This is a genomic window from Bradyrhizobium sp. IC4059 (genome assembly GCF_020193615.1).
Taxonomy (GTDB): Bacteria; Pseudomonadota; Alphaproteobacteria; order Rhizobiales; family Xanthobacteraceae; genus Bradyrhizobium; species Bradyrhizobium yuanmingense.
In genome coordinates, this window is the sequence record NZ_JADYVH010000019.1 from 52,278 (window position 1) to 77,349 (window position 25,072).

General features: G+C 62.3%; 21 protein-coding genes and 1 tRNA gene. 10 read left to right on the forward strand and 12 right to left on the reverse strand.

The window, feature by feature from the left end; genetic code table 11:
* The gene (locus I6F12_RS35220) at window positions 1–1,296 is read right to left on the reverse strand and encodes a glutamate-5-semialdehyde dehydrogenase (protein WP_225158379.1); all 1,296 of its coding nucleotides are present in this window, start codon (window positions 1,294–1,296) and stop codon (window positions 1–3) included.
* A 182-nt stretch (window positions 1,297–1,478) separates the two neighbouring features.
* On the opposite strand from I6F12_RS35220, the gene I6F12_RS35225 reads away from it, so the two are divergent.
* Complete coding sequence (locus tag I6F12_RS35225; protein ID WP_225158380.1) at window positions 1,479–1,655, forward strand: hypothetical protein; 177 nt, start codon at window positions 1,479–1,481, stop codon at window positions 1,653–1,655.
* 30 nt (window positions 1,656–1,685) lie between these two features.
* Here I6F12_RS35225 and proB read toward each other — a convergent pair whose 3' ends face one another.
* A complete protein-coding gene (proB, locus tag I6F12_RS35230; protein WP_036008728.1) occupies window positions 1,686–2,807 on the reverse strand; it encodes a glutamate 5-kinase in 1,122 nt (373 codons plus the stop codon).
* A gap of 191 nt (window positions 2,808–2,998) precedes the next feature.
* On the opposite strand from proB, the gene I6F12_RS35235 reads away from it, so the two are divergent.
* On the forward strand, window positions 2,999–3,964 hold the full coding sequence (locus I6F12_RS35235; protein ID WP_225158381.1) for a Bug family tripartite tricarboxylate transporter substrate binding protein: 966 nt from the start codon (window positions 2,999–3,001) through the stop codon (window positions 3,962–3,964).
* Window positions 3,965–4,119: 155 nt separating this feature from the next.
* On the opposite strand, the gene I6F12_RS35240 is transcribed toward I6F12_RS35235, so the two are convergent.
* From I6F12_RS35240 to I6F12_RS35250, 3 genes are all read right to left on the reverse strand, one after another.
* Window positions 4,120–5,754, reverse strand: a complete 1,635-nt coding sequence (locus tag I6F12_RS35240; RefSeq protein WP_225158382.1) for an alkaline phosphatase family protein — start codon at window positions 5,752–5,754, stop codon at window positions 4,120–4,122.
* Between the two features lie 237 nt (window positions 5,755–5,991).
* A complete protein-coding gene (obgE, locus tag I6F12_RS35245; protein WP_025032816.1) occupies window positions 5,992–7,032 on the reverse strand; it encodes a GTPase ObgE in 1,041 nt (346 codons plus the stop codon).
* Window positions 7,033–7,117: 85 nt separating this feature from the next.
* The gene (locus I6F12_RS35250) at window positions 7,118–7,600 is read right to left on the reverse strand and encodes a MaoC family dehydratase (RefSeq protein WP_225130781.1); all 483 of its coding nucleotides are present in this window, start codon (window positions 7,598–7,600) and stop codon (window positions 7,118–7,120) included.
* Window positions 7,601–7,896: 296 nt separating this feature from the next.
* On the opposite strand from I6F12_RS35250, the gene I6F12_RS35255 reads away from it, so the two are divergent.
* Window positions 7,897–8,811, forward strand: coding sequence for a DMT family transporter (locus I6F12_RS35255; RefSeq protein WP_225115127.1), 915 nt, complete (start codon window positions 7,897–7,899; stop codon window positions 8,809–8,811).
* Between the two features lie 174 nt (window positions 8,812–8,985).
* Here I6F12_RS35255 and I6F12_RS35260 read toward each other — a convergent pair whose 3' ends face one another.
* From I6F12_RS35260 to rplU, 3 genes are all read right to left on the reverse strand, one after another.
* Window positions 8,986–9,579 carry a GNAT family N-acetyltransferase gene (locus tag I6F12_RS35260; protein WP_036024657.1) on the reverse strand — a complete coding sequence of 198 codons (594 nt, stop codon included), beginning with the start codon at window positions 9,577–9,579 and terminating at the stop codon, window positions 8,986–8,988.
* A gap of 162 nt (window positions 9,580–9,741) precedes the next feature.
* Window positions 9,742–10,011: a 50S ribosomal protein L27 gene (gene rpmA, locus I6F12_RS35265; RefSeq protein WP_025032812.1), complete on the reverse strand. Its 270-nt coding sequence runs from the start codon at window positions 10,009–10,011 to the stop codon at window positions 9,742–9,744.
* A 103-nt stretch (window positions 10,012–10,114) separates the two neighbouring features.
* Entirely contained in the window at window positions 10,115–10,501 is a 387-nt protein-coding gene (gene rplU / locus I6F12_RS35270; protein WP_036008712.1) for a 50S ribosomal protein L21, read from the reverse strand.
* A gap of 332 nt (window positions 10,502–10,833) precedes the next feature.
* Between rplU and I6F12_RS35275 the strand changes: the two genes are divergently transcribed.
* Entirely contained in the window at window positions 10,834–11,961 is a 1,128-nt protein-coding gene (locus tag I6F12_RS35275; RefSeq protein WP_036008710.1) for an ROK family protein, read from the forward strand.
* Between the two features lie 174 nt (window positions 11,962–12,135).
* On the opposite strand, the gene I6F12_RS35280 is transcribed toward I6F12_RS35275, so the two are convergent.
* Entirely contained in the window at window positions 12,136–12,999 is an 864-nt protein-coding gene (locus I6F12_RS35280; protein WP_225158383.1) for an alpha/beta hydrolase, read from the reverse strand.
* A 137-nt stretch (window positions 13,000–13,136) separates the two neighbouring features.
* Here I6F12_RS35280 and I6F12_RS35285 point away from each other — a divergent pair.
* The 3 genes from I6F12_RS35285 to I6F12_RS35295 all read left to right on the forward strand — a co-directional run bounded on the left by I6F12_RS35285 (window position 13,137) and on the right by I6F12_RS35295 (window position 16,803).
* Window positions 13,137–13,226: transfer RNA gene (locus tag I6F12_RS35285), tRNA-Ser, on the forward strand.
* 614 nt (window positions 13,227–13,840) lie between these two features.
* Window positions 13,841–15,760 carry a ribonuclease H-like domain-containing protein gene (locus tag I6F12_RS35290; RefSeq protein ID WP_225158384.1) on the forward strand — a complete coding sequence of 640 codons (1,920 nt, stop codon included), beginning with the start codon at window positions 13,841–13,843 and terminating at the stop codon, window positions 15,758–15,760.
* Entirely contained in the window at window positions 15,724–16,803 is a 1,080-nt protein-coding gene (locus tag I6F12_RS35295) for an adenylosuccinate synthetase (protein ID WP_225158385.1), read from the forward strand. The genes I6F12_RS35290 and I6F12_RS35295 overlap by 37 nt, the downstream gene beginning before the upstream one ends.
* Before the next feature lie 630 nt (window positions 16,804–17,433).
* Here the strand turns inward: I6F12_RS35295 and I6F12_RS35300 are convergent.
* Both I6F12_RS35300 and I6F12_RS35305 read right to left on the reverse strand, forming a co-directional pair.
* On the reverse strand, window positions 17,434–18,624 hold the full coding sequence (locus I6F12_RS35300; protein WP_225158386.1) for a hypothetical protein: 1,191 nt from the start codon (window positions 18,622–18,624) through the stop codon (window positions 17,434–17,436).
* Window positions 18,624–19,802: a hypothetical protein gene (locus I6F12_RS35305; RefSeq protein ID WP_225158387.1), complete on the reverse strand. Its 1,179-nt coding sequence runs from the start codon at window positions 19,800–19,802 to the stop codon at window positions 18,624–18,626. The genes I6F12_RS35300 and I6F12_RS35305 overlap by 1 nt, the downstream gene beginning before the upstream one ends.
* 438 nt (window positions 19,803–20,240) lie before the next feature.
* Here I6F12_RS35305 and I6F12_RS35310 point away from each other — a divergent pair, with 438 nt between their 5' ends.
* Together I6F12_RS35310 and I6F12_RS35315 are read left to right on the forward strand one after the other, a co-directional pair.
* Window positions 20,241–21,881, forward strand: a complete 1,641-nt coding sequence (locus tag I6F12_RS35310; RefSeq protein ID WP_225158388.1) for an FAD-dependent oxidoreductase — start codon at window positions 20,241–20,243, stop codon at window positions 21,879–21,881.
* Window positions 21,882–21,956: 75 nt separating this feature from the next.
* Window positions 21,957–22,937 carry a tripartite tricarboxylate transporter substrate binding protein gene (locus I6F12_RS35315; protein ID WP_225158389.1) on the forward strand — a complete coding sequence of 327 codons (981 nt, stop codon included), beginning with the start codon at window positions 21,957–21,959 and terminating at the stop codon, window positions 22,935–22,937.
* 32 nt (window positions 22,938–22,969) lie between these two features.
* On the opposite strand, the gene I6F12_RS35320 is transcribed toward I6F12_RS35315, so the two are convergent.
* Complete coding sequence (locus I6F12_RS35320) at window positions 22,970–23,872, reverse strand: LysR family transcriptional regulator (RefSeq protein WP_225158390.1); 903 nt, start codon at window positions 23,870–23,872, stop codon at window positions 22,970–22,972.
* Window positions 23,873–23,964: 92 nt separating this feature from the next.
* On the opposite strand from I6F12_RS35320, the gene I6F12_RS35325 reads away from it, so the two are divergent.
* Entirely contained in the window at window positions 23,965–25,026 is a 1,062-nt protein-coding gene (locus I6F12_RS35325; protein ID WP_225158391.1) for an aldo/keto reductase, read from the forward strand.
* The last annotated feature ends 46 nt before the right edge of the window (window positions 25,027–25,072 follow it).

A 25,072-nucleotide genomic window follows, 5' to 3' on the forward strand; every position in this document is an offset into this window, starting at 1 on the left:
CTACGGCCGAGTCTGTCCGGTGCCGCGGACGCGATATTTGAAGCTCGTCAATTGCTCGGCGCCGACCGGGCCGCGGGCGTGGAAGCGGCCGGTGGCAATCCCGATCTCGGCGCCGAACCCGAACTCGCCGCCATCGGCAAACTGCGTCGAGGCGTTGTGGAGCACGATCGCGGAATCGACCTCGCTCAGGAACTTGCTCGCCGCAGCCTCATCCGCGCTCACGATGGCATCGGTATGATGCGAGCCGTGGTCCTGGATGTGCGCGATCGCGCCGTCGACGCCGTCCACCACCTTCGCCGCGATGATCGCGTCGAGATATTCGGTGTCCCAATCCTCCTCGCTCGCCGGCTTGACGCGCGCATCGGCCTTCTGCACGGCCTCGTCACCGCGCACCTCGCAGCCGGCATCGAGCAGCATCTCCACCAGCGGCTTCAGGTTCTTGCCAGCGGCGGCACGATCGACCAGCAGCGTCTCGGCCGCGCCGCAGACGCCGGTGCGTCGCATCTTGGCATTGAGCACGATCGACTTCGCCATGGCGAGGTCGGCGCTGCCATCGATATAGACGTGGTTGACGCCTTCGAGATGCGCGAAGACAGGCACGCGCGCCTCCTGCTCGACCCGCGCGACGAGGCTCTTGCCCCCGCGCGGCACGATCACGTCGATGGCGCCGTTGAGGCCCGACAGCATCATGCCGACCGCTGCGCGGTCGCGCGTCGGCACCAGCGTGATCGCAGCTTCCGGCAGGCCGGCTTCGCGCAGGCCCTGCACCAGGCACTCTTGGATGGCGCGGCACGAGCGGAAACTGTCGGAGCCGCCGCGCAGGATCACGGCATTGCCCGACTTCAGGCACAGCACGCCGGCATCGGCCGCGACATTGGGCCGGCTCTCAAAAATCACGCCGACGACGCCGAGCGGCACGCGCACGCGCTCGATGGACATGCCGTTCGGCCGCTGCCAGCGCTCGGTGACGACGCCGATGGGATCGGCGATGCCGCGCACAATGCCGATGCCTTCGGCCATTCCTTCGACCCGTGCCGGCGTCAGCGTCAGGCGATCGATGAAGGAGGAGGTGGCATTGCCGGCGGCACGGGCCTCCGCGACGTCCTCCGCATTGGCGGCGAGGATCGCGGCCGAGTCGGCGCGGATTGCCCGCTCCATGGCTTCCAGCGCACGGTTCTTCTGCTCCGGCGGCGCCAGTGCCAGCACGCGCGCGGCAGCGCGGGCACGGGTTCCGAGATCGGACATCAGCGCCTGAAGATCGGCATTGCCGTCTACGGCTTTGAGGGGGGCGGCCATGGGGTCAAAAACCTTCTGCTAAGGCGGTGTCCTAGCACGGAAATCCTGCTTCTGCGAAGGGCGGGGAGGGTATGGCTGGGGTTCGGTTTGCGTCGGCGGGTCGGCCAATGGCCGGTTTGGGGGTGCGCCTTGCGGGACGCCAAAATATCTCGGAATATCAATGGCCAATCATGGAGCCTGCGATGCCGACCATCGAAGAGCGGCGAAAGGCCAAGCTTGAGGCGCTGAGGGCCGAAATCCAGAAGGGTTTTGACAGCGGGCCGATGGAGGAGATCGGAGACCTCCATCAATGGTTCGAAGGTGTCAAGGCGCGGGGACGAGAACGGTTAGCCGCGCAGAAGCTCAGCAAGAAGGCTTGACCTTCTATATTCCGCTGCGCGCCTGTCGGCCTATCCGCCCACCACCAGATCGTCCCGGTGGATCATCTCGGCGCGGCCGCTGATGCCGAGGATGGTCATCACATCTGGGGAGGAGCGGCCCTTGATCCGCTCGGCATCATCGGCGTCATAGGCGATCAGGCCGCGGCCGACCTCGCTGCCGTCGGGGCCGCGCACGATCACGGCATCGCCACGGGCGAACTGGCCCTCGACCTTGTTCACGCCGGCCGGCAGCAGGCTGGCCCCGGCCCGTAGGGCGGTCACCGCGCCGGCATCGATGGTCAGCGTGCCCTTCGGCTCCAGCGTGCCCGCGATCCAGCGCTTTCGCGAGGTGATGGGATTGGCCGGCGTCAGGAACCAGGTGCAGCGGCCGCCATCGGCGATCGCCTGCAAGGGATGCTCGATCTTGCCGGAGGCGATCAGCATATGCGTGCCGCCGGTCGTCGCGATCTTGGCGGCCTCGACCTTGGTGCGCATGCCGCCACGCGACAGCTCGGACTCGGCATCGCCGGCCACCGCCTCGATCTCCGATGAGATGCTGTCGACCACGGGAATAAGCTTAGCGTTCGGATTGTTCTTCGGCGGGGCGTCGTAGAGCCCGTCGATGTCGGACAGCAGCACCAGCAAGTCGGCGCTCGCCATGGTCGCGACGCGCGCGGCGAGGCGATCGTTGTCGCCGTAGCGGATCTCGGTGGTCGCCACCGTGTCGTTCTCGTTGATCACGGGGATCGCGCGCCATTCCAGCAGCTTGCCGATGGTGGAGCGCGCGTTGAGATAGCGGCGGCGCTCCTCGGTGTCCTGCAGCGTCACCAGGATCTGGCCGGCGCCGATACCGTGGGCGCCAAGCACCTCCGACCAGATTCGCGCCAGCGCGATCTGACCGACGGCGGCCGCGGCCTGGCTCTCTTCCAGCTTCAGCGGGCCGCGCGGCAATTTCAGCCGGCTGCGGCCGAGTGCGATCGAGCCGGAGGAGACGACCAGCACGTCGCGCCCTTCCTTGTGCAGCTTGGCCATGTCGTCGGCCAGTGCAGCCAGCCAGGACGCACGCACCTCGCCCCTGTCGGAATCCACCAGCAGCGCTGAGCCGACCTTGACGACGATGCGGCGGAATTGGCTGAGTTCGGGGCTGGCCATGTCTCTTGTGTGCTGGCGCTGGATGCGAATGACGGCGGAGCGACAGGCGGCGCCGATGAGCCCTGCTTTTGCAGCAGGACGGTGACCGGCGCAAGTCAGCCGGGATGGTAAACGACGCATGTCGGCCTTGTGTCAGCCGTCCGTCTGGCTCTAATGGCGATCAACGATAAACGGGCCGAAAGAGGAAACGAATGGATCGCCGCAAATTCATGGCCGGATGCCTCGGCCTGCCGCTGTTCGCGCAGGCGGGTGGTGCGCGGGCGCAGGCCGGGCTGACGAAGATCATCTTCCCGTTTGCGGCCGGAGCCGGCGGCGACACGCTGTGCCGGCTGCTCGCGCAGGACATGGCTCCGCTGCTGCAGCGGACCGTCGTGGTCGAGAACCGCACCGGCGGCGACGGCCTGATCGGCATCAAGGCGGTGAAAGGCGCGAGCCCCGACGGCAGCATGGTGCTGGTGACGACAGGGCCGACCATGTATCTGCTGCCAATGGTGGAGGCGACGCCGAGCTTCGACACGGCCAGGGATTTCATGCCGGTCTCCTTGCTGGCACGGTTTGAATTCGCGCTGGTGATCGGCCCGGGCATCGATGCTGTCGATTTCAAAGCGTTCGTAGCGTGGCTGAAATCGCATCCGGACAAGACCTCGTTCGGAGTGCCGAGCAACGGCACCATTCCGCATTTCACCGGCTCCAAGCTCGAGAAGGATCTCGGTATTCCCCTGACCCGCGTGCCCTATCGCGGCAGCGCGCCGATCCTCAACGATCTCGTCGGCGCTCATATCTCGTTCGGGATCACCACGCTGGCGGACGCGCTGCCGCAGCACCGCGCCAAGGGCGTGAAGATCATCGCGGTCGCGAGCGCGGAACGTTCACCCTTCGCGCCTGACGTGCCCACGCTGAAGGAGAGCGGCATCGATCTCGTTGCCGACGCCTGGTACGGCATGTGGCTTCCCGCCGGCAGCCCGCCGGAGTTCGCGAGCAAGCTCGGGGCGGCGGCGAGCGCGGCGCTTGCCAAGCCGGAGGTGAAGGAGAAGTTGACGGCGATCGGGCTGATTCCGATCGGCAGCAATGCGGACGCGCTATCCAAGGAGCTCGCCGCGAACACCGCGCTGTGGCAGCCGATCGTGAAGGCGACGGGCTACAAGATCACGAATTGAAGGCTGCCTCTTCTCCCTCCCCCCGTTCTTACGGGGAGAGGGTTGGGGTGAGGGGCTGTCTCCGCGAAAGCGCTGGCAATTGGACTCGCGGAGAGTCCCCCCGGAATTTGCTCTCGCAAATTCCGGCCTCTCCCCGCAAGCGGGGAGAGGCCGCTTCACATCTTCGCGCGCTGGGCGATGCCGTCCTTGATCGCCGCGAGCTCTTGCTCGTCCCAGATGCCGATCAAGATCCCACCCTTCACCTGGAGCTGACTATCCGCATAGGCGGCGATCTTCTCGCGTGGTGTGGTGATGTGGCCGTTCGGATGCAGCGCCCAGTCGAACAGCTCGGCCTGGAGCCGCGCGATGATGCCGGCGCATTCCGGATCGTCGCCGCGATCCAGATATTCGTCCGGATCGGTTTCGAGGTCGTACAGCATCGGGCGGAAGCCGGAGGCGTGGATGTATTTCCAGCGCCCGTCGAACACCATGAACAGGCGGCAGCGCTCGATCGGCTGGTTCAGCTTCAGCCGCACGTCCTGCATGGAATAGTCGTATTCGGAGAATGCGACCTTGCGCCAGTCGCCCGGCTTCTCGCCGCGCAGCAGCGGCAGCAGCGAACGTCCTTCGAGGATATGGCCCGCCACCTTGCCCCCGAAATAGTCCACGAAAGTCGGCGCGAGATCGATCGCCTCAACCAGCGCATCGCTGCGCGTGCCGCGCGTCGCATCGGCCTCTTTCGAAGGATCGATGATGATCAGCGGGATCTTTGCCGATTGCTCGTGGAACAGGTCCTTCTCGCCCATCCAGTGATCGCCGAGATAGTCGCCGTGATCGGAGGTGAACACGATCATGGTGGTGTCGAGCAGGCCGCGCTCACCTAAAAACTTCATCAGCACGCCCATTTGGTCGTCGATCTGGGTGATCAGGCCCATATAGGTCGGGATCACCTTTTCGCGGGCATCGTCGCGCGCCATGTTGCGGGAATAGCGCATGTCCATGTAGGCGCCGAACACCGGATGCGGATTCTGCCGCTCGCGCTCCGAGCGGATCACCGGGATCATGTCATCCGTCGAATACATGCTGGCATAGGGCTCCGGCGCGATATAGGGCCAGTGCGGCTTGATGTAGGACAGATGCAAACACCAGGGGCGGCCGTCCGTTTCCGCCTCGCTGATGAAGTCCATCGCGCGCCGCGTCATGTAGGGCGTCTCGGAATGCTCTTCTGGCACGCGCGCGGCCTTGTCGGCGTGCACCAGCAGCCAGCCGTTCTGCAAGCTGCCATCCTCGGCAGCGCCGGAATTGGCCCAGTGCTCCCAGGGATTGGTGGCTTCAAAACCCTGCTTTCGCAGATATTCGTCGTATTTCGGGCGTGGCCGTCCGGTCGGATGCAGGCCGTCGTCGCGCTCGTAAGGCTCGAAGCCGCATTCGGCGACATGCACGCCGATCATCGATTCCGGCGGGATGCCGAGCGCCTTCATGCCTTCGATATCAGGCGCCATGTGGGTCTTGCCGACCAGCACGTTGCGCACGCCGATCTTGTTGAGGTGATCGCCGAGCGTGGGCTCCCCGACGCGCAGCGGCCAGCCGTTCCAGTGCGAGCCGTGCGAGCGCATGTAGCGCCCGGTGTAGAACGACATCCGCGACGGGCCGCAGATCGGCGATTGCACATACGCCTTGCTGAACAGCACGCCGCGCTTGGCCATGGCGTCGATGTTCGGTGTCTTCAGCGTGGGATGGCCGGTGCAGCCGAGATAATCGTAGCGAAGCTGGTCGCACATGATCCAGAGAACGTTCTTCGCGCGCGCCATGCGTTGTCCCTGCCGTTTCTTGATTGTTTGATGCTGCGCTATCGCGGGCGCGAAGACAAGCCGGTGATGCGCGCGCTCGCAGCGATAGACTCCGCTGTCGTCCCCGCGAAGGCGGGGACCCATAACCACAGGGAGTCGTTTGGCGAAGACTCGTCGTTCGGTACTTCGACCCTTCGCAACAGATAGATCACGCGGTATGGGTCCCCGCCTTCGCGGGGACGACGTTGGGGAGAGAGTTTAAGCCGACCACGGCTCCGCTTCGGCCGCGCTCTTGGCCTTGGCGGAGACCGGGCTTTCGCCGATCACATCGGCCAGCGCGCGCAACGCCTCCTTGACGCCCTGGCCGGTCGCGCCGGAGAGCAGCAGCGGCGTCTTCTTGGCGGCGCGCTTCAGGCGGTCCTTCTGCTTCTTCAGCTCGTCCGGCTCGACCGCGTCGATCTTGTTCAGCGCGACGATTTCGATCTTGTCGGTGAGCTGGCCGCCATAGGCGTCGAGCTCCTTGCGCACGGTCTTGTAGGCCTTGCCGGCGTGCTCGCAGGTGGCGTCGACCAGATGCAAGAGCACGCGGCAGCGCTCGACATGGCCGAGGAAGCGGTCGCCGAGGCCGGTGCCTTCATGCGCGCCCTCGATCAGGCCGGGAATGTCGGCCAGCACGAATTCGCGGCCGTCGGCGTTCACGACGCCGAGCTGGGGATGCAGCGTGGTGAAGGGATAATCGGCGATCTTCGGCTTTGCCGCGCTGACCTTGGAGAGGAACGTTGACTTGCCCGCATTGGGCATGCCGACGAGGCCGGCGTCCGCGATCAGCTTCAGCCGCAGCCAGATCCAGCGCTCCTCGCCGGGCTGGCCGGGATTGGCGTTGCGCGGCGCGCGGTTGGTCGAGGACTTGAAATGCGCATTGCCGAACCCGCCATTGCCGCCTTCGGCCAGCACGAACTTTTCGCCGACCTTGGTGAAGTCGTGGATCAAGGTCTCGCGATCCTCGTCGAAGATCTGCGTGCCGACCGGCACCTTCAGCACGATGTTCTTGCCGTTGGCGCCGTGGCGGTCCGAGCCCGAACCGTTCTCGCCCTTCTGCGCCTTGAAATGCTGCTGGTAGCGGTAGTCGATCAGCGTGTTGAGGCCGTCGGCGACCTCGATGATGACATTGCCGCCGCGGCCGCCATTGCCGCCGGAGGGACCGCCGAATTCGATGAACTTCTCGCGGCGGAACGCCACGCAGCCGTTCCCGCCGTCACCGGAGCGGATATAGACCTTTGCTTCGTCAAGGAATTTCATGGGCCATAGGTAGGCCAGCCGGCCCCCTGCGGCAACCCGGATTGACCCGCAAACCGGCTGAAATTCCGCCGACTGCTGCCCTTGCTTAACCGGTCGGTCGCCGCCGGATCAGGAATTTCTGCAGGCCGTCCAGCACCAGCTCCTTGCGCTGGTTGAACACGGTGCTGCGCAGCGTCACCACGCCGGTGGTGCGCCCCGGCACCAGCTCGGTGACTTCGAGCGCGGGATAGATGGTGTCGTCGGCGAACACCGGCTTGAGGAACCGGCTCGACTGCTCGAGGAAGCCGACCAGGGAGTCCTCGACCATGAACGGAAACAGGCCGGCGCCGGGCGCGGTGTGGATCAGGGTCTGGAAGCCGTGGGCGAGCAGATGCGGCATGCCGCGGGCGCGGCAATATTCCACGTCGTAATGCACGGGGTGGGTGTCGCCGCTCGCGGTCTGGAATGCGGCGAACAATGCCGAGGTTTGGGTGCGGCTCGGCAGCACGAAGCGTTCGCCGACGACGAAATCCTCAAACCAGCGTTGCGTCGGGATCATGCGATGCCGGGTGGGATCGAAGTCGGTCATGCGCTGCACCATCGTCACGGATTCGGATTGCGATCCGTATCGCGCCACGCGCAGTGCGACAATGCGTTCAATTCGGCGGAAGTGGGCTTGTCCCTGGTGCTCACGTCATTAAAACGACGGCAAGCGACTCTACCAGCCGATTCCTGACGCTCTCTCCCCGTCATTGCGAGCGCAGCGAAGCAATCCAGACTGCCGCTGCGAAAGCAGTCTGGATTGCTTCGTCGCACCAGCGCAAAATTGCTTCGCAATTTTGTCGCGGGCTCCTCGCAATGACGAGCCCCCGAACGCGTGTTGTCATGCCCCTGTTCAAGAATCTCTCCGCCTATGACGATCGCTCCGCGCGCCTGGCCGGCATCGGGCTCATGGTGCTGTCGATCTTCATGTTCTCGTTCGGCGACGCCATGGGCAAGTTCCTGGTCGGGACCTATTCGGTGGGGCAGCTGCTATTCCTGCGCGCCTGCGCGGCACTGCTCCTGCTGTCGCCGCTGATCTGGAAGCAGCGTCACCAGTTTCTGCATCTGGAGCGGCCGGGCCTGCAGCTGGTTCGCGTCGTGCTGTCGACGCTGGAAGTCGCGGCCTTCTTTCTCGCAACCGTCTATCTGCCGCTCGCCGACGTCATCACCTATTATCTCGCCGGCCCGATCTTCGTCACCGCGATGTCGGCAATCTTTCTGGGCGAGAAGGTCGGCTGGCGGCGCTGGACCGCGATCCTGATCGGCTTCTGCGGCGTCTTGATCGCGCTGCGCCCCTCGGCGCAGACCGTCAGCCTGCCGGCCCTGATCGCGCTCGGCGGCAGTCTTTCTTTCGCGACCCTGATGCTGATCACGCGCAGCCTGCGCAAGACGCCCGACATCGTGATGGCGTCCTCGCAATTCCTCGGCACGTTCTCGCTGGGCGCAGTGCTGTCGGTGTTCAACTGGGTGCCGCCGACGCCGGGCAGCCTCGCGATCTTCGCCGCCGCCGGGCTGGTTTCGGTCACCGCGCTGTTCTGCGTCAACCGTTCGCTCAAGCTGGCGCCGGCCAGCGTCGTGGTGCCCTACCAATATTCGATGATCGTCTGGGCGGTGATCTTCGGCTTCGTCGTGTTCGGCGACGTCCCATCCATCGCAACACTCGTCGGCGCCGCGATCATTATCGGCGCCGGGTTCTACATTTATCTTCGGGAGCGCGATTTGGGACGTGAGAGCGACGAGGTCAATCCGCCGGCGTAGCCACGACGTCGTCCCGGGGCGCGCGCAGCGCGAGCCCGGGACCCATAGCCCCAGGGAGCAATTGGACGACGACCCGGAGTGGGCGCTTTGCCCCGCACTGCGCTCCGGGATTATGGATCCCGGGCTCGCGCTACGCGCGCCCCGGGATGACAATTGCGAGTGCGGCGCCTCGCCCTACCGCACCCTCCTCGCACTGCTCCAGCTCTTCAGCGAGGCCCACACGCCGCGCGACAGGCGGAAGCAGTCGACGGGGGTCGAGGAGCCGAGCGCCAGGAAGCGGTGCAACTGCACGCCGCTCCACTGGAAGCCGCACTTCTCCAGCACCTTGCGCGAGGCCGGATTGGTAACGCGCGCGCCGGCGTAGAGATGCTCGTCCTCGAACTCCTCGAAGAAGAAATCGATCGCGCCGCGCGCCGCCTCGGTGGCAAAGCCCCGACCCCAATGCTCGACGCCGAGCCAGTAGCCGAGCTCGGCATTGCCGGGCTTGGAGCAATCGATGCCGACCATGCCGACCGGCCCGCTGTCGTGCTCGATCAGGAACACGGTCTCGCTGCCGAGTTCGGCGGTGGCGCGGATGAATTCGGCGGCGTCGTCCTGCGAATAGGGATGCGGCAGGCGGCGCGTGTTCTCGGCGACGCGGCGGTCGTTGGCGAGCCGGGCGATGGTCCTGACGTCGGCCAGCGTCGGCCGCCGCAAGGTCAGCCGCTCGGTGGCGACGACGCTTGGTCTCGCCTCGGCCAAGGTCACGCTCGAGAAATCCTGCAACATGTCCGGCTCCGTGAAAGTCACTAAGTCAAAGTGCAAAGAACAAAGTGAGCAAAGAAAAGGGGAGGCCGGTTTCCCGCCTCCCCTTGGAGCCTTCGATCTCTTGCGATCTCTAGGACTCCGCCGGTTCAGTCGGGACCGGCGGACTCCGTTTTTGTCCACCGTCTATTCAGCAGCCTCGGCAAGCGGGAGCACCGATACGAAGGTGCGGCCGTTGGCTTTGGCTTGGAACGCAACGCGGCCCTCGATCTTGGCGAACAGAGTGTGGTCCGTACCCATGCCGACATTGAGGCCGGGGTGCCAGGTCGTGCCGCGCTGACGCGCAATGATGTTGCCGGGCGTGACGATCTCGCCGCCGAACGCCTTGATACCGAGGCGCTTGCCCTTGGAATCGCGACCGTTGCGCGATGAACCGCCTGCTTTTTTGTGAGCCATGGCTCGTCTCCGAAATCCTGCGTAGTTCTAGGTCAATTCCTTGACGGAATCATTTCAAAACGTCGCACGCATCAATTCGTGAATTGGCGTGATCGGTTTTGCGTTACTCGGCGGCTTCCGCTGCCGGCTCCTTCGTCACCTTTTCCTTCTTCGGACGCGGGCCCTTGGTGGGCTTGGCGCCGTCCGTCAGAATCTCGCTGATGCGCAGAACCGTGATCTCGTCGCGATAGCCGCGCTTGCGGCGCGAGTTCTTGCGGCGGCGCTTCTTGAACGCGATGACCTTCGGTCCGCGCTTGTGGTCGAGCACCTCGACCGCGACGGACGCGCCTGCGACCGTCGGGACGCCCAGCACCGGCGTGTCGCCGCCGACCACGAGCACTTCATTCAGCTGCACGATCGAGCCGACTTCGCCTTCGATCTTGCCTACTTCGAGAACATCATCCGGCACGACGCGGTATTGCTTGCCGCCGGTTTTGATGACTGCGAACATCGTTCTTTCTCCGTGTTCAATCCCGGCCTCGGGACGAGCGTCGTCCGGGCCGGCTTTTTGTCAGTCGCTATGGTTTATGCGAGTCTGCGTGGGCGGGAGTTATCCCTTTGAAAACCCAAGCAAAAACAAGCGGCGCGAGAAACGCCCCGCGCCGGCTGTGGGACTTATAGCGGCCAAGCGCGCCAAGTCAAGGAAAACTGGGCGAAAACCGCCCGGATTTGAAGGCTTTGGCCGCGCTGAAAGCGCGCAGCCGAATCTCGGGTGGGCTTTGCAACAAACGGGTTCCCCCGCAGTTGTCCCGGCCGGAACAGGAAAGCGGGGCAAGGGCTCTCATGGCAACAGACGAATTGGTCAAAACAACGGGCATTGCCCAGCATGGCGCCGAACGGCTGCCATCGGTCGATGTCGACAGCTTCAACATCGAGATCAAGGACGAGGACGGCTTTCTCGGCGACCGCGCCAGCAAGGGCGCGTTCCGGGAGGTGCTCGAGCGCTGGCGCAAGCCGCTGCGCAAGACGGGGGAGGACCCGTTCGGGAAGGTGCCGACCGAGGAGATCAACAAGAAGACGCTGGACGCCATCCTGATCGGCGACGACACCGAGGCCTCGGCCGTGGTGCACAGCGCGATCGAGGATTTCTCCCAGGAGCTCGCTTATGTCACGCGCCGATTCCTCAAGACCAAGGCCTGGGCCAAGACCGAGCGCATCGTCGTCGGCGGCGGCTTTCGCGATTCAAGGCTCGGCGAGCTCGTGATCGCCCGCGCCGAGATCATCCTGAAATCCGAGGGCTTCAAGATCGACCTGCAGCCGATCCGCCATCATCCTGACGAGGCCGGCCTGATCGGCGCGCTGCACCTGGCGCCGTCCTGGATCTTCGAGGCTCATGACAGCATTCTCGCCGTCGACATCGGCGGCACCAACATCCGCTGCGGCGTGGTGGAAACCGGCTGGAAGAAAGCCAAGGATCTGTCCAAGGCCAAGGTGGTGCATGCGGAGCTGTGGCGTCACGCCGACGACGAGCCGACGCGCGAAGGCGCGGTGAAGCGGCTGACCAAGATGCTGAAAGGGCTGATCACGGAGGCCGAGGCCGAAGGCTACAAGCTCGCGCCGTTCATCGGCATCGCCTGTCCCGGTGTGATCAACCCGGACGGCTCGATCGAGAAGGGCGCGCAGAATCTGCCGGGCAATTGGGAGAGCAGCAAGTTCAACCTGCCGGCGAGCCTGATCGAGGGCATCCCCGCCATTGGCGAGCATGACACCGCGATCCTGATGCACAATGACGGCGTGGTGCAGGGGCTCTCGGAAGTACCGTTCATGCAGGACGTTGACCGCTGGGGCGTGCTCACCATCGGCACCGGACTTGGCAATGCGCGCTTCACCAATCGCCGCAAGGAAGGCAACGGCAAGGACCGGGATTCCACGGAGAACGGGAAGAAAAAAGGTAAAGCGGACAAGGAGTAACCTTGACCGGTTAGGTTAAGGACCGGATTGCGTTGCGGACCGCCCGTCGCACGCTAGGGTCGAATCGTCGCTTCCACTCGGCCGGCGAAGCCGCCCTTCACGGCCAGTATTTCAATAAGCGGCACGGGACCGCCAGTGTTTACCGCGTCTGGCGGTCCCACCCCGTTTTTCTCCTCAGCTCCAGCCGATGCGCGCAAAGAACGCGGCGATCTCGCGTGCCGCGCGATCCGGATTTTCCCGATGCGGGAAGTGGCCGACGCCGGGAAACATCTCGAGGTCGAGATCGCTGAAGGTCTCGGACAGCCGGTCGGTCCAGCCAAAGGGAAACAGCGGATCGTGCTCGGCCCAGCGCACGCAGGTCGGCACCGCGATCGGCGGAAGTGGCGGCGCTTCGCCCTTCATCATCGCCACGCGCCCGGCATGCGAGGCGCGGTAATGCGCAAAGCCGCCGGCGAGGTTGCCGGCTTTCAGGAAATTGTCCGTGAAGGCGTCCAGCACGTCGTCGAAGGCGTTTGTCCGGTGCGCCCAGCCTTTGAGGAAATGGCTGATGTAGAGCCGGCAGCTCTCCCGGCTCGCACCGACGAGCTGTGGCGCCATCTCCATCTGGTGAAAGGACTGGTACCAGATGTGGTTGAGCCTATCGGGCGCGGCCATGCGCGGCCCGATCCCGGGATAGACGAAATCGAAGAAGAAGAGGCCCGCCATCCGCTCGGGCGCCTGCCGGGCCAGCGGCTGCATGACAGCGCCGCCGACATCGTGGCCGACGACGCCGAATCGGTCGATGCCGAGCCGGTCCATCAGCGCCAGCATATCGGCGGCATGGCCGTCCGGTCCGTAAGGTCCACCTGGCTTGTCGCTGTCGCCGAAGCCGCGGAGGTCAGGCGCGACAAGCGTGAACCGGTCCGAAAGCCTCGATATCACCGGCTCCCAGGTCAGCCAGAATTCGGGCCAACCATGCAGCAAAAGCAGCGGTTTTCCCTGTCCGGCGCGGACCAGGTGGAAATCGGCGCCGTTGGCCGAGATCGTGAGATGCTCCATGGCAGTTCCTTCCAGGGGCGGCCGCGCGGGGGCAAAAGAGGCAGCGGATTTTGCTCTTTCGCGCCTTGTCTGGCCCGCCATCCTCGCCTATTAACGCCCCCAACCACAGGGGCCCAGCTCCTAATATGGCGCCTTCAGGAGAGGTGGCAGAGTGGTTGAATGCACCGCACTCGAAATGCGGCATAGGTGCAAGCCTATCGGGGGTTCGAATCCCTCCCTCTCCGCCAGCTATTTTCAGCAGTGCAGAAGTCCTTCAATGACAAGCGTTTTTACCTGCCGGCTCTGGGCGATAGAGCGCTAGCGAGGACCGATAGCGCGCCACAAGGAGTCAGATGGTGGCCGCCGGCTTTGCGGCACATCACGTAGACCTGCAAATGCAGCCGTTCGCCCGACGGATGGGCGCAGGCTGCAAAACGGTCGTCCCTAGTTATCCCAGCGCACTGCGAGGATTGCGGGGGAAAGACTCGTTTAGGATTTCGACCTGCCCTTGGCAAAGGTTCGGGCCGCTATGGTCGGTCTCGAGGTTCGCAGTGCATCGATGTTCTCATCTGACAGAGTCATGCTTTTTTCGAGCCAGCGACCCTTTCGCTCGCGCTGGATAAGAAGCCGCACAAGCTCGGATGCGTTCAATTTCATCGACTTTGCATACCGATCGAGCCACCTACGTGTTTCCGCATCGATATGGGAGGTGACCTGAGGGCGCGATGTCGGTGGGCGGTTCCGCATAGTGTTCTGTGGAGTCAGAGCGACTCCGCAATGAAGACCGGAAAAACGACTTCCTGCAATCATTAATAGAAGCTAATTTGCGGATGCCTCCGGCAGGGGCGAGCGGAGCTGTGGCTTGTTGTCGCTATTCGAGAATGACACCGTGGAGCTGGGAACGGCGACTGCGCGAGAGGGAGCGGTCGCGCGCAAATCGATCGCGTTGGACAAAGGGCTTCCCGCCGCTCTTTCCGATGAGGCCCGCGTCTTGTTCTTGGACGTAGAGACGACCGGCCTAAGCTGGTTCTATGACGAGATCACTATCGTCGGATGGGCGGTAAACGGCGAATACAAGGCGCTAATCGCTGGCGACGATCCGAAGGTCCTGATCGAGGATTTGGCCGCAGCGAAGGTGATTGTAACGTTCAACGGCACGCTCTTCGATCTGCGGTTTCTACGAAAGAAGTACGGTTATATCCGGCTGCCAGAAACCCACATTGATCTGCGTTTCCTTTCACGACGTGCGGGCTTGTCCGGCGGCCAAAAACATATCGAGCGCCTTCTGGACGTTCGTTTGCGAGAAGGTCTCGAGGATATTGACGGCGCGGCCGCGGTTCTGCTTTGGCACGAGCACCTGCGCGGAAGTGATGAGGCCTTGAAGTCGCTCATCATGTACAATCGCAGCGACGTGCTTGCGATGATGATCATTCTTGATCGCATTGTTGCCAAGCTTCAGGTGCAGGCCGACTTCTGGCTTCGACTCCCGAATTTTTGCGAGTCCGCGAACCGTGCTCTCAAGAAGTCGCTGCCTACTTTCCAGCTGAAGCAAGCGGCCGAAAGGCGGATCTTCCGTTCGTTCGCATCGATTTTCAGCGGTACGCGAGCCGAAGCCGCTCGTATCGTAGGTATAGATCTCACAGGTTCGGAAAAGCGTGGATCAGGGTGGTGCCTCCTGATTGGATCAGAGGCGCACATCTCGACAAAGTTCACCGATCAGGAAATGATCGAGGCGATAGTAGAGGCGCGCCCGGATCTAGTTTCAATCGATTCACCGCTCTCCATCCCGTTCGGACGTAGGACTGTCTCGGACGACGATCCTACGCGCGCCGAGTTCGGCATCATGCGAAGGTGCGAGCGGGAGCTCAAGCGCAGAGGGATCAACGTCTATCCCTCCCTGCTTCCCAGCATGCAGGGCCTTACCCGGCGGGGTATGTCACTGGCCGCGCGCATTCGCGAACACGGCATTCCGGTAATCGAAAGCTACCCGGGCGCAGCCCAGGACATTATAGGTATTCCCAGAAAGGGCGCGGGTATCGAATATCTTGAGCGTGGCCTTTCGGAGTTTGGTATAGAAGGCTTTGAAGGCGCAGGTGCATCGCACGACGAACTGGACGCCATCACAGCCGCGCTTGTCGGATCGTTCTTCCTGGCCGGCAAATTCGAGGCCTTAAGTGGACCGACTGAGGGAGCGTTGATCGTGCCCGACCTTAGTTCAAACGATCAAAGGCTTGTCGTCGTCGGGATCAGCGGCCGCATTTGTGCCGGCAAGACCACGGCGGCCCAGAGACTTGAAAGGCAGGGCTTTGCCTATTCCCGGTTCAGCATGGTGATCGACGATCAGATCCGCTCGGCCGGGGGTGTATTAGATCGGCAGTCTAGGCAGACGGTCGGAGAAGAGATACACCGCGTCAAAGGGCAACGTTGGCTCTGTGAGAAAGTGCTCGAAAAAGTGGCAGGTAAGCGGCTCATTGTCATCGATGGCCTACGCTTTCCTGAGGATCATGCGTTTCTATTGGAAACTTTTGGCGCAAGTTTTCTTCACGTCCACATCTCGGCCTCAACGCACTTGCGTCAGATGCGGTATCAAGACACTCAGCAGGGCCCGGTCTCATTCAACGAGGCGGATAGACAGCCTGTCGAGTCGAAGATCGAGCTTCTTGAAAAGCTCGCTCATAAGACTATCACGAATGATGGCTCGATCGCCGAACTCGAAGAAGAGCTTGGCGTTGTCGTCGAGGCGATATGGAAGGACGCGGCATGCCTCTCTCAGTTGTCGTAGGAGGGCAATTCGGCTCCGAGGGCAAAGGAAAAGTAGCCTTGCATGCTGCACGCGAAAAGCGGGCGGCATTTGTTGTCCGAGTAGGCGGGACGAACTCAGGGCACACCGGTGTCGATGGCTCGGGTCGGATCTTTGCCCTACGGCAGCTTCCGGTCTCGGTTCTCGCTCCAAACTCAATAGCGGTGTTGCCGCCCGGAGCAATCATCGATCCCGAAATATTCATCCGCGAAGTGGAAATGCTAGGGCTGGATGCCGGCCGGGTAGCCGTCAGTCCGTTTGCCTCGATCATTTCTCAAGAAGACAAGGACAATGAGGGTTCATCAGGACTAGTTAGCGGAATCGGTTCGACCGGATCAGGAACCGGGGCGGCTCTGCTACGTAGGGTGAGCCGAAGCAAGGATACCCAGCTTGCTCGCGATTACGAGGTACTCAAGCCATTTATTCGTTCGACTACGGATTTGATGCGAGAGGCTCTAAATCGAAACGAATGGGTTATTATAGAGGGATCGCAAGGTTTTGGTTTGTCGCTGCTGCATGGCGGCTTTTATCCGCATGCGACCAGCCGGGACACCACCGCAGCCGCTTTTGTTGGCGAAGCTGGGCTAAGTCCCATTGACGTTAGAGAGATTGTCCTCGTCATTCGTACTTATCCAATCCGCGTGGCAGGCAATTCCGGTCCTCTTGCAGGCGAAATCGATTGGCAGACCATCGCTCGGCAGGCGCAGTTGCCCGAAGGTTACCGTGAACTCACGACAGCCACGCGAAAAGTCAGGCGTGTTGGAACCTTTGACGCCGGCTTGGTGCGCAATGCGATCGCGGTTAACAACCCGACGGGAATCGTCCTAAATCACTTCGATTACGTCGATCCAAATGTTCATGATCATCGGGTGGGTTTCCAGGGGTTAAACTTCTTGAAGGAGGTCGAAGACGGAATTGGCCGCCGAGTTGACTTAGTCGGAACGGGCCCTGACGTTCTCCTGCGACGAGAGGATCTCGGTGGGAGTCAGCCGACCTCGAAATATTCGCGCCAATCCGAGCGCTGAAGATAATCTATAGCTCTTCGGAGAACATCCGCGTGGTGCTTTTGCGCTACTAGCCAAAAATGTCTGCAGGATCCTTTTCGAAACAGGAAGTAGTTCAGAAGGCCTGCGTTCGGAAATCGCTCTTCGAATCTCATCTTCAGCAAGGCTGACTGTTGAGATACTGGCGCAGTTCTGTTCAAATGATGGTAAATGAGCAACGACTGTCCTCGGTCCCAAAAGGGCAACAATTCCTCCCAGTAGACATACTTCCCGCTCTTTGGAGAGTGCCGTTGCACGGATATCGTCTCGATGCCGTTGTCAGGATCCAGGAACACTAGCTCTGCAGATGATGTCGATCTGAGCGCATGTTTGAGCCAACGCATTCTGGATGACGCTCGACCTCGCTTAGTGATGATCCCTCCCTTAGGGTCAGAGATGACGCCCCTAAAGAAGATCGTTTCGGAGGGAAGTATTCCAGATCTCTCTACGGCTTTGACCGTTCTCCGTCCGCGTTGTACCAATCTGTCTAATGCTGCATGCAGCACAGGGTCAGGTGCCGCAAATCGCGGTTTGCGAAGGTAGCTTATATGCCGCCCGTCAAAATTGTGACTTTCGTCTGCGAAGAGATACCAAACAATACCAAACCGAAGATTAGTTTGCGTTGAGAGTAATCGCAGAAGACCGTACTTGCTGAAGTCGCCCACGTCCCCTACGTATCTGTCCTGCATTCTTTGGTGTCTTTCTGAGCGTAGGTGTATTCTTCGAGGTGTACGCAGCTTTAAGAGCGGCCAATTCATCTCGAAGCGATTGGATCTGTTTGCTCGAATCATTGAGGACCTTATTTGATTCGTCGCTAGACTTTCGCGCTTCTTCGATCGCCTTCTTTGCCTCGTCGAGCGACTTGCGATCGTCGTCGGTTCTGTTTGTCAACATTTCGACCTTCGCGAGAGCGCTGCTCGCCTTGTCTTGAACTGTGTCCGCCAGCTGCGTCATCGTTCCGAAATAAGAGTGAAGCGCGAGTACCAATGTGGCCGTGGCGACGGCCGCGCCCGCGATACCAAATCCAGCTAACGTATTGGCCCATGCCCGAGCAGATCTTGCGGATTTCTCGGCCTGTATTGAGCGCGACCTCGCTTCTACGAGAACGCCTTCCAAAGAACTTCGGATGGGGTTGTTCTTATTTGCGCGATCAAGATAGTCAGTAGGTGAGAGGCCAGCCTTGCGACGCTCGAATCGGTATGGGCGGGTCGCATCTGGTGGTGCGGATGTCTTCGTGAACTCGACCCAAATTAGACCCTCTTTCTGTGCTACGTAGTAATCCTCGTCCGTTAGATTGTGGATCGGAATGAGGATCTCGCCGTCGAATTCTGGATCGATAAGAGGCCCGGTACCTAGCAGCAGCCCGCGATGAACGTGACTAATCCGGAGGTTGAAGCGGATCGCAATGTACTGCGGCAGCCGAATCTTCGATTCGATTTGAACGAATGTGATCGAATTCTTGGGTAGATAAATCGTTGAGCCGTCTTCGATCTTGGTGACGACTTTCTGTCCTGCAGAATCCCACCGTATCGTACTTCCTTTTGCCCTTACCTCGTAAGAGGCCGCTTTGATTCGGCCTTCCTCTTCGTAGAAGGGATAAAGGAGAGCCGTGGCTTTGATGTACTTTATGAAGTGATTGGAAGAGAGCAGCGCCGGTGGAATGCCCTCGTCTTGAAGCGGGTCGACGTATTTGTAGCGCTCGGCCCGAGCTTCCGCTTCAGCGTCATTGGCCGCGTATTTCTGTAGATCGAACTTCGTCAAGTCAGCCCCGCTCACGAGCTTCAGCCCCGTTTCAAAGCTCATTACCTATCGGTTCGCGCTGCCCCCCTCAAAGTATCGACCTCCGACTTAAGCCTCTCGATTTCCGCTCTTGCTTGTTGCGCCGCTGACTCGGCAGCGACCAGCCGCCCCTCAATTTGCTGGACCGGAATCGAAGGAGCATGGGAGGCGTCCCCCACAACATTTTTTCGAATCATTTCGAAATATGGGTCAACAACCGTATAGACCAAGGCCCCGATTGCGATGCTGACGATCAGCATCGCATAGAAGCCCCACAACCAGTAGAACCTCAGGAAGCGGCGAGCCTCGATGGCGCGTTTCGACATCATGGCCCCATATCTGTCTGGGATGAGACGAGTAAGCCGATACTGAAGATGTGTGAAGCCCGCCATGAGGAAGGTCATGACGGAGAGCGCGACCAGCCCGGACCCCACCAGTGATGCAGAAGTCTCGATCAGGTTTAGGCCAACCTTTGTGTATATCGTAAGGAGAGTAAGGAAGATGGCAAACATCGCAAACGATATTTGGGTGAACGTTATGAAGCGTGTCTCCAAATTGCGAATGCTTTCGCCGAATTCCTCGATCTTTCTTCCAGCGCGAGTGAACAGTGCGCTCTGAAAATCGCGGATATCGTAGTCTTGGAGGATCAGTCGCCGGGGCGGATGCGGATAGCGCTTGAGCTCTTCCTCCGTCTTTCTTTTGTCGAAAACAGTTGTCCTCTGAAAATCCATAAGCGCTAACGTCTCGCCACGACTTAGCGTGACCGGTTTGTCCGAGAGATTGTAAATCGGGCAAAAGAGATGACCCGAATATCCGGGGTCCACCTGAGGGCCCCCAACCCACAGCAAACCCTCGTATGCGTGCGTCACTCGAATATTCCATCGAGCGATCATGAACCGTGGTAGTCGCAGTATTTCCCCCGTCTTTATGACGGCGACTTCGAAGGGGAGAATCGTCAAGGTGTCGGTCAGATCGAGGAATTCGCCAGACATAAAGTACTCGTCGCCCACGGTGAGCTCGTATCCAGCCGGCTTGAGATTCCGGGCGTCAAACGGCTCTATCATATGGTGATGAGTCGCAAAGTATGTAATCTGATCGCTTAGTAGGATCCCGTGTTCGCCTGGCTTCGGGTCATCTTCAAGGGGTGGATACTTGTCGATCCGTGCCTTTTGCTCCGCGCGTTTCGTCGCAATATTCGCCATCTATCCGTGCCCTCTTACTTCCAAGATGGTATATTACACGCCATGCGTGCAAGGAAGATTTTCGAAGGCTTCATTGGCAAGTTTCGGATTTCATTGGAGGAGATCTCCGTGGGCCTCCCGAGGGGTCTCTCGCTCCCCGCTCGCTCCAATCAAGCCGGCTATCCTGCGTAGAGCGTTCCGTTTCCTTGCCGGCGTCTATTGATAGGCAAAGGTCGTGAATTGGTGGGTCCTTTCGGGCTTATCGCGTGAGCTCTCGGCCGCTTCATTCCAGACGGAAAGCATGAAATGGGGCAAGCTGATCAGTGAGGCTGGCAAGCCCACATTCATCTGAAAACCTCATGAATTGATGAGTATTTTCCGGCTTATCTCATAAACGGACCTGCAATAAAATGCATGCTGTGCGGACGGAAAGAATCCGCGGCAAGGATTGGAGCGAGCATGAGAGCGCAAGTGCTGGTGGTGGGGGCCGGGCCCGTCGGATTGACCGCGGCGATGGATCTCGCTTCGCGCGGAATCGACGTCGTCGTCGCGGAGATCCGCCACGCCGGCGATCCGCCCAGCGTCAAGTGCAATCACGTGTCGGCGCGCTCGATGGAGATTTTTCGACGGCTCGGAATAGCCGCCCGCTTGCGCGATGCGGGGCTCCCTGCGGACTTTCCCAACGATTGCTCCTACCGGACCACGGCGACCGGGATCGAGCTTTGCCGCATCGACATTCCCTCCCGCGCGCGCCGCTATAGCGCGACCGGCGGCCCCGACACCTGGTGGCCGACGCCCGAGCCGCCGCACCGGATCAACCAGGTCTATCTCGAGCCGATCCTGTTCAGCCATGCCGCTGCCCAATCACGCATCAAGATCCTGGCGCGCACGGAAATCACCGACATCGAGCAGCACGACGACCATGTCGTCGCGCTGGCGCGCGATCTCGACAGCGGACATTCGCTCCGCATCGAAGCCAGCTTCGTGATCGGCTGCGACGGCAGCCGATCCCTCGTCAGAAAAGCAATCGGTGCCAGCCTGTCCGGCACGCCGGTGATCCAGCGCGTGCAGTCGACCTTCATCGAAGCGCCGCAACTTAAAGAGCTGATGGGGGCGCACAAGCCGGCCTGGATGGTGCTCTCGCTCAATCCGCGCCGCTCCGGCACTGTTGTTGCCATTGACGGTCACGACCGCTGGCTGATCCACAATCATCTGAAGCCGGACGAGCCCGAGTTCGACTCGGTCGATCGCGACTGGGCCATCCGTGCCATCCTCGGCGTCGACGAGCGCTTCGAATACCGCGTGCTCAGCAAGGAGGATTGGGTCGGACGGCGCCTCGTGGCTGACCGCTTCCGCGACCGCAGGGTCTTCATCTGCGGCGACGCCGCGCATCTGTGGATGCCCTATGCCGGCTACGGCATGAATGCGGGCATCGCGGATGCCGTCGATCTCTGCTGGCAATTGGCGGCGCATCTGAACGGCTGGGCGCCGGCTGCGATCCTCGATGCCTATGAGGCGGAGCGCCAGCCCATCACCGAGCAGGTGTCGCGCTTTGCGATGGACCATGCGATGAAGATGATGGCGCAGCGCGGCGGCGTGTCCGCCGAGATCGAGGACGACACGCCGCGCGGCCAGGCGGCGCGCGCGGCGCTGGCGAAAGCGGCCTACGATCTCAACGTGCAGCAATATTGCTGCGCCGGCCTCAACTTTGGCTACTATTACGACGCCTCGCCGATCATCGCCTATGACGGCGAGACGCCGCCGCCTTACGCGATGGGCAGCTTCACGCCATCCACCGTGCCGGGCGCCCGCGCGCCGCATTTGTTCTTGCGCGACGGACGCTCGCTCTACGACGCCTTCGGCCCCGGCTACACATTGCTGCGGTTCGATCCGGCAATCGGTGTGACGCGGCTGCAGGACGCCGCAAAGGCGCGCGGCGTGCCGCTCGCGCTGGTCGACGTCGCGCCGGAGGAGGCGAACGGCGCCTATGCCGAGAAGCTCGTGCTGGCGCGGCCCGACCAGCACATCGCCTGGCGCGGGCAGTCGGCGCCGGAGAACGCGCAGGGCCTGCTGGCCCGTATCACTGGCGCTGCGGCGTAGGACGACATCGAGCGGACGGCCTGGCGACGTAGCTCGCCAAGCCGAGTTTCAAAAACAGAATACATGGAGGAGACCGTGTTTCACGTTGCAAGACGCCGCATCCTGGCCGCGCTGACGGCCGCCGCTTTCGCACTGTTGCCGGTGGCGGCGGCCCGAGCCGCCTATCCCGAGCAATTGATCAAGATCATCGTGACCTTCCCGCCCGGCGGCAGCGCCGACACGGTCATCCGCGCGCTCGAGCCGCTGGTCACCGCCGAGCTCAAGCAGGGCCTGGTGATCGAGAACCGCGCCGGCGCCGGCGGCAACATCGGCATGGCCGCGGTCGCGCAGGCCAAGCCCGACGGTTATACGCTCGGCGTGGCGCCGGCGGGTGCGTTGACCGTGAATCCGCACCTCAATGCCTCGATGCCGTTCGCGCTGAAGGATCTCGCGCCCATCACCCTGCTCGCGGAAATTCCCTTTGTACTGGTCGCGTCCGCGAATATTCCGGCGCGCACACCTGCGGAGACCATCGCGCTCGCCAAGGCGAAGCCGGGTGGGCTCTCGATCGGGCATGGCGGCAACTCGACTGCGATGCATTTGACCGCCGCGCTGTTCACGCAGAGAAGCGGGATCGCGATGGAGCTGGTGCCGTATCGCGGGACGGCGCCGGCGGCGGTCGATGTTCTCGCAGGCCATGTCCCGTTCGCGGTGCTGGATATTCCGGCATCGCGACAATTGATCCTCGAGGGCAAGCTCAACGCGATCGGCGTGTCCTCCGCGCGCCGTCTTGCGTCGCTGCCCGATGTGCCGACTCTGGCCGAGAGCGGCCTTGCCGGTTTCGAATCCGTCGGCTGGTTCGGGCTCGTTGCTCCCGCCGGCACGCCTGCGGATGTCATCGCCCGACTGAACGAGGCCTTCACCAAGGCGCTGAAGGACCCTGCCGTAGCGGAGAAGATCCGCACCCTCGGCGCGGAGCCTGCGCCGACCTCGCCCGAGCAGTTCGGCCGCTTCATTCAGGACGAAAGCGCGAAATGGGGCAAGCTGATCAGCGAGGCCGGCATCAAGGCAAACTAGAGCGGATCGATTCGATCTAAAGCCATTCCGCTTTAGCGCTTTCCGCTTCCACGATAACGCACGTGATCGACCAGCGCGCGCAGCTTCGGCGGAAGATTCCGCCGATCCGGAAAGTAGAGGAAGAAGCCGGGGAAGAACGGGCAGAATTCCTCCAGCACGGGTACCAGCTCTCCTCGCTCGATATACGGCTTGAACGTCTCTTCCATGCCGAATGTCAGGCCGCCGCCCGCGCAGGCGGTCCGCACCATGACCCACATGTCGTTGGTCGTGATCCTCGGCTCCACCGCGACGTCGAACTCGCGCCCTCCTTCCGCAAATTCCCAGCGGTAGGGCGCAACATGCGGCGCCGGCCGCCACCCGATGCAGCAATGCTGCGAAAGCTCGCGCGGGTGCGAGGGCGCGCCGAACCGCTGCAGATAGGCGGGAGCTGCCACGACCAGCTGGCGCTGGTCGCCCGAAACCGGCACGGCGATCATGTCCTGCTCGATCACCTCGCCGAGCCGGACGCCGGCATCAAAGCCCTCGGCCACGATGTCGAATTCCTCATCGGTCACGGTGACGTCGACCTGCACGCCGGGATTGGCCTGCGCGAATTCGGCCAGCAATGGACCGCGAATGAATCGCTCGGCGATGGACGAGACGGCAAGACGCAGCTGCCCCGTCGGCTGCGCGTCACGGTCGCGGGCGCCATTGATCGCCTGTTCGACTTCGGCGAGCGCCGGGGTCACGCGCTCATGCAGGCGCAGGCCGGCTTCGGTCAGACTGACGCTGCGCGTCGTTCGCTGCACGAGAGCCACGCCCAACTGGTCTTCCATGCGTCGGATAGCCTGGCTCACGGCGGATCGGGTCACCCCGAGCCGCTCGGCGGCGCCACGGAAGCTCTTGGCTTCCGCGACCGCGATGAAGACGGCAACGAGGTTCAGGTCCGTGGTCATTGGTTAGCTAGGCTTACCACCCCAGTCATCATTGGCCAACTTTTCTCACCTCTCGCCGGGGGCTATCTCCGACCCATACGAAGGAGGCTCTGATGACGTCGCTCGATCAATACCGCCTGCTTGGCCGTTCCGGCCTGCGCATTTCCCCCCTTGCCCTGGGCACGATGACTTTCGGGACCGAGTGGGGATGGGGAGCCGATGCCGGCGAGGCCCGGCGCATCTTCGACCTCTATGTCGACCGCGGCGGCAATTTCATCGACACCTCGGTGAATTACACCAACGGCGCCTCCGAGCGCCTGCTCAGCCAGTTCGCCCGCGACAAGCGCGATCGCCTCGTGCTCGCCACCAAATTCACCATGGCCCGCGATCCCGGCAACCCCAATTCGGGCGGCAACCACCGGCTCAACATGCTTCGTTCCGTGGAGCAGAGCCTGCGGCAGCTCGAGACCGACCGCATCGACCTGCTTTACCTCCACGCCTGGGATGCGACGACGCAGCCGGATGAGGTGATGCGCGGCCTCGACGATCTCGTTCGCACCGGCAAGGTTCTGTATGTCGGCATTTGCAACACGCCGGCCTGGCGCATTGCACAGCTGCAGACGATCGCGGACCTGCGCGGCTGGTCGCCCTTCGTGGCCCTGCAGATCGAATACAATCTGGTCGAGCGCACCGTCGAGCATGAGCTCATTCCGCTGGCGGCCAGCCTTGGCCTCGGCGTGCTGCCCTGGTCGCCTCTCGGCGGCGGCGTGCTCACCGGCAAGTACACCAAGGCCGACCTCAGGGATTCCCAGGAACGCGCCGTCGGCACGACACGCGCCTCGATCATCGCGTCATCCGGCCTTCTCAACGAGCGATCGCTGGACGCGGCCGAGACGGTGCGATCCGTCGCCTGGGAGCTCGGCGCAACGTCTTCGCAGGTGGCCATCGCATGGACGCTGGCGAATCCCGCGGTCACCGCGCCCGTGATCGGGGCCCGCACGCTGGAGCAGGCGGAAGACAATTTCGGTGCGGTCGGGATATCGCTGTCGCCTGAACAGATGGCGCGCCTCGACCAGGCGACCGCGCCCGATCCCATTTTCCCAGGCCGCTTTGTGCGCCGCCCGATGGTGGAGCAGCTCATCTTCGGCGGCGCCACCGTCGCGCGGCGCGGGTAGGTCGAGCAACAACGCGACCGACCTGCGTGCATCACTTCGGGGCAGA